Here is a 5,013-nt window from a genome sequence, read left to right as displayed (position 1 = left end):
GATGCTCAACGGCGGCCGCCCTGGGGATCGTAGGGGAACCCGTCCCGGCAGCGGGCCCGGGAGCCGTACGGGAGCCCGGCCCGGCGGCGGTCCTCGAAGCCGCGCGGGCAGGGCGAGGCGGCCGCTCCCGGCGAAGTGCGGGAGCGGCCTGCGGGGCGCGGGTCAGTGGCGGCCATTGCCGGTCGAACCGCTGCTGCCGCCGGTGTCACCGCTCAGCCCGTCGGTGTTGATGCGGTTGTTGCTCTGCTCGATGCCCTCGATGTTCTTGTCGCGGGTCGACTCCATCAGCCGGACCTGGCTGAGCGTGGCGTCGGTGATGCCCACGAGCGCGTCGCGGATGGACATCATCGTCTCCTTGGTGGTCTGCCGCTCCTGCTGCTCCTGCGGCTTGGCCTTCTCCGCGAAGTCGCCCTCCGTGCCCGGCCAGCGGACCGTGGGGGCCAGTCCGTCGAGGAACTCCTCCGTCATGCTCCTGGCCAGGGTGGCGATCTCCTCCAACTGGCCCGTCAGCGCCTCGATGCGGTGCGGGTCGACGTAGTACCGCTCTCCCACCGTCAGTCCTCCCCGTCGTCGCCGAGCGCGTCCCGCCAGCCGGGTGCGGCCTGGCCGGTGCGCTCCGTGTCCTCGTCGTCGTCGCGCAGTACCTCGGGGCCGAAGACGCGCTCCCAGTCCAGCTCGAAGCCCTTCAGCTCCGGCACGTTGCTGCTGGGCTCGGTGAAAGGCATCATCGCCTTCATCACATGCCGGTTCATCTTCACGCGGGCCGCGTTCGCCGCCTCCAGGACGCTGGCGGCCAGCTCCTGCGGGGACATGTCGCGGTACTTGTTCTCCAGGAACTCGATGCCGCTCAGCTCGCCCTGCGGGCCCACCGTGGCGCGGACCGCGCGGTCGGAGGAGAGCACCGCGAACGACGCCTGGCGCAGCTCGCGTTCGGTGCGCGCGAGCGCCTCCTGCGCCTGGTGGAGTTCGGCCATCGCCTTCTCCAGGCGCTTCTCCATCGGTTCCGTCACGCCCGCTCCTCCCTTCGGTGCCGGTCTCCGTACGGGTCCGGATGTCCGGCCGGTGCGGCCGGACCCGGTCCCGGGCCCGTCCGCCGCTCTGCTGATCTTGCCTGGTCAGGCCCCCGTCGCGAAAGCCGGGGCCGGGTGGGATTGATTACTTCGCGGTGGCCGCGCCGTGGCCGCGGGGCCACCACGGCCCGCGACCGCGCGGCGCTCACCGCCCGATGACGGCCGGGGTGCCGCCCTCCTCGGTGCCCCAGACGTCCGTGTCCTCCTCCAGATGACCGGCGGAGCTGGTGGACCCGCGGCCCGGCTGCTCCGTCTCCTCCTCGGAGGAGTCGCCGCCGCCGGTGGTCGACACCCGGGAGGCCGGGGACAGGAAGGTGTCGCTGTCCTCCTGGCGGTTCCAGGGGCTGCGCCGACGGCGGTTGCGGCGCTCGCTCTCCTCGGCCGCGTCGACCAGGACGGCGCGCACCCGCTCGCCGTTGCCCTTGTCGGAGCCCCCGCCCGCGCCGCCCATGCCGCCGCCCATCGGCATGCCGGGGCTGCCGGGCGTACCGGGCGCGCCGGGGGTTCCGGCGGCGGCGGTGGCCGGGGTGAGGGCGCTGCCGGTGCTGTCGGTGCTGTCCGAGAGCGGGGTGACGGACGTGCCGAGGCCGTCCAGGGAGGAGCCGTAGGAGTTTGTTCCGCTCAGGCCGCCGCCCGAGGCAGCGGCGCTCGTGCCGCCGCTGCCGAGGCCCAGGTCGGAGAGTGACAGGTCACTGGTGGTGCCACCGCTGCTGCCGCCGATGTCGTCGAGGCTGTCGAGGAGGCTCGACGTGCTGGTGTCACCGCCGGTGTTCAGGTCGTGCAGGTCGAGGGTCTCGGTGTGGCCCTGCGGGTCGGTGACGGTGGCGATCCCGGTGTCCGGGTCGATGATCTGCGTGCTGCCGTCCGGGAACGTGGTCTTCAGCATGCCGTTGTCCAGCGTGGTGGTGGAGCCGTCCGCGTTGGTCACGCTCGCGCCGTGGGTGAGGTCGGTGGTCGTGCTGGTGCCGTCCGCGGCGGTGGTGGTGAGCAGCCCGTTGTCCGGGTCGAAGCTGGCCTCGCTGCCGTCCGAGAAGGTGGTGGTGAAGTCGCCGTCGTCGAGCGCGGTGTGACTGCCGGTCGGGGACTCGAGGCCGGACGTGTCGGTGCTGAACGTTCCGACGTCGCCCAGGTCGCCGAGCGACTCGGTGGTGATGTCGTTGAGGTCGCCGAGGTCGCCCAGGTCCGTGAGGCTGTTGCTCTGGCTGTTGAGGCCGCCCAGGTTGCCGAGGTTCTCGGTGTGGGTGGTGCCGTCCGGGTCGGTGGTGACGGTCTCGCCCGTGGAGGGGTCGACGGTCTGGGTGGTGCCGTCCGGGAACGTGGTGGTCAGCTTGCCGTCGTCACCGAGCGAGGTCACCGAACCGTCCGAGTTGGTCACCGACGCCCCGTTGCCCAGGTCGGTCGTCGTGGTCGTACCGTCCGGGTTGGTGGTGGTGAGCGTCCCGCTGTCCGCGTCGAAGGAGCTGTGGCTGCCGTCCGAGAAGTCGGTGGTCACGTCGCCGCCGCTGGTCAGCTGGGTGCTGCCGCCGGTCGGGGTGTCCAGGACGCCGTCGCTCGCACCGCTGTTCAGGCCGTCGAGCGAGCCCAGGTTCGTCGTGGTGGTGGTGCCGTCCGGGTTGGTGGTCGTGACCTCGCCGGTCGTGGGGTCGGTGGTCTGGGTGGTGCCGTCCGGGAACGTGGTGGTCAGCTTGCCGTCGTCGCCGAGCGAGGTCACCGAACCGTCGGAGTTGACCACTTCGGCCCCGTTGCCCAGGTCCGTGGTGGTGGTCGTACCGTCCGGGTTGGTGGTGGTGAGGATGCCGGTGTCGGGGTCGAAGGAGCTGGTGCTGCCGTTCGGGAAGTCGGTGGTGAGCGCGCCGCCGTCGGTCCGGCTGGTGGTGCCGCCGGTCGGGGTCTTGACCGAGGTGCCGGTTCCGGAGTTGCCGTTGAGCCCGGTGAGGTTGCCCAGGGACTGGGTGATCGGCAGCTGGTCCGTGGTGGACGACTGGTCGCCGGAGCCGGAGTTGAGGCCGTCGAGGTTGCCGAGCGACTGGGTGACGGCGTTGTTGGCGTCCGTGAGGCTGTCCGAGCCGCCGCTGTCCGAGCTGTTCACGTTGCCCAGATCGCCCAGGTCGGTGGTGCTGCCGCCGTTCACGTCGCCGAGGTCGCCGAGGCTCTCGGTGGTGATCGGGGTGTTGTCGCCGTTGTTCTGGCTCAGCAGGTTCTCGAGGTTGCCGAGGTCCTCCGTGCTGCCCCCGGTCGGGTCGTTGATGCCGCCGAGGCTGTCCTGGAGAGCCTTGGCCTGCTCCTCGGCCTGGCGCTCGGCCTCCGCCTGCGCCTCCTCCTGCTCCTTGCGCAGCTTCTCCTGGTAGGCCTTGTCCTCCGCGCGCTGCTCCTCCTGCTCCTTGCGCAGCTCCTCCTGGTAGGCCTTGTCCTCCTCGCGCTGCTTGTTCTGCTCCTCGCGCAGCTCCTCCTGGTACTTCTTGTCCTCCTCCCGCTGCTTGTTCTGCTCGTTGCGCAGGTCCTCCTCGTACTGCTTGTTCTCCTCGTTCTGCTTGTCGATCTCCTCCTGTTCCTCTTCGGCCTTCTGCTCCGCGTAGTCGTCGGAGGCCGTGCTCGTCGTCTTCGGCTTGGGCACGTTGTCCGTGAACTCCTCGCCGAGGTCGAGGAAGTGGTTGTTCAGGGCGGACTGCACGGTGGCCGCCGGCTTGCCCAGGTACTCGTTGACGGCCTGGGTCCAGAGCTTGACCGCCGCGTCGCCGACCTTCGCCCAGTTCGCGATGTCGGTGAGGTCGCCATAGTCGGGGTGCACCTGGCTGAAGTCGCTGTGCGGGCTGTGGTAGATGGTGGTGTTGTACTGGCTGGTGTACTGCTCGATGTCCGTCTTGGCGACGTTGTTCGCGTCCACCCACTGGGCGAGGTCGTCCAGCATGTAGCGCAGCACCCGGTGCGGGTCGTAGTAGTCGGAGTTGGCCCAGGCCAGCCACGCGTCGAGGAGCTTGTTCGCGGCGTCCTTCAGGTACCCCTTGCCCAGGGACAGGGCGCGCGAGTACACCGTGCTGCCGGTGCCGGTCGCGTCGCCGTCCCCGACACTTTCGTTGAAGGTCTCGACGTAGTTGTCGTAGTTGTCGCGGATCTTGCCCAGCAGGTTGCGGAAGACCTCCGCGGCCTCGCCCTTCCAGCTCGCGTCGTCCGCGCCGAAGCGGTCCTCCCACTCCTTCAGCAGGGGCGCGGTGTCCTTGAAGAACTTGGCGGCGTAGTCGAAGGACTGCCCGGTGGTGTCGAAGGAGTTCAGGTCCACGACGTCGCCGTCGGCGACGCCGAGGCCGCTGAAGCGGGCGTCCGAGGTGTTGCCCTCGAGGAGCGCCATGAGCGCCGCCCGCGGCCCGTTCATGTACCGGGCGAGCGGGATGGTGCTCATCTTGTCCTTGTTGTAGTCCGTGAACTCGTTGCCCTCACGGACCTGCGCGTCGCCCACGTTGTCGGCGTTCGGAGAGTCGAAGAAGATCTCGTCGCCGGACTTCACGCGGCCCTCGAAGACGATCCGGGCCTGCATGATCTGGTACTTCTTGCCGCTGTCGAAGAAGTAGATGTCGTAGTCTTCGCCGCTGTTCTGAAGGAAGCCGGAGTCCTTGACGACCGAGCTGAGGCTGCGCTTCTGGATGTCCATCCGGAAGAGCTTGCCGCCCTGGTCGGAGCGGAGCGTGTCGAAGATCGTGGAGCGGTCCGGCACCGGGAAGCCGGTGATGTGGGTGACCAGCGTGGCCCAGGTGTCGCCCGACGAGTCCTTCGCTCCGTCGAACTTGTCTATGTTCTTCTCGGAATTCGGATCGTACCGATCGGCCACCGGGCGCCCTTTCTGGTCTGCTGTCGTCCGCACCGGCGCACCGGGTTCTCGTGGGGGTGTGCTGCCGGGTGTTCCTCACGCGGCGTGCCGGGCGGCCGTGGCCGGCCTCCGCGGGCACGC

The 5,013-nt window shown here is 69.7% G+C and carries 3 protein-coding genes; all 3 read right to left on the bottom strand.

Features of this window, described 5'->3' with window-relative positions; translation table 11 throughout:
• Nucleotides 1–162 precede the first annotated feature (162 nt).
• Nucleotides 163–552, bottom strand: coding sequence for a hypothetical protein (locus ACFV6E_RS08570; protein ID WP_385161786.1), 390 nt, complete (start codon nt 550–552; stop codon nt 163–165).
• A gap of 2 nt (nt 553–554) precedes the next feature.
• Complete coding sequence (locus ACFV6E_RS08565) at nt 555–1,010, bottom strand: YbaB/EbfC family nucleoid-associated protein (RefSeq protein WP_385161788.1); 456 nt, start codon at nt 1,008–1,010, stop codon at nt 555–557.
• A 205-nt stretch (nt 1,011–1,215) separates the two neighbouring features.
• Nucleotides 1,216–4,893, bottom strand: a complete 3,678-nt coding sequence (locus tag ACFV6E_RS08560; protein WP_385460075.1) for an AAWKG family protein — start codon at nt 4,891–4,893, stop codon at nt 1,216–1,218.
• Between the last annotated feature and the right edge of the window lie 120 nt (nt 4,894–5,013).

The sequence above is a fragment of the Streptomyces sp. NPDC059785 genome (assembly GCF_042732375.1).
Classification (GTDB): Bacteria; Actinomycetota; Actinomycetes; order Streptomycetales; family Streptomycetaceae; genus Streptomyces.
The sequence above is the reverse complement of the archived record's forward strand: the minus strand, read 5'-3'. Positions and strand labels throughout refer to the sequence as shown.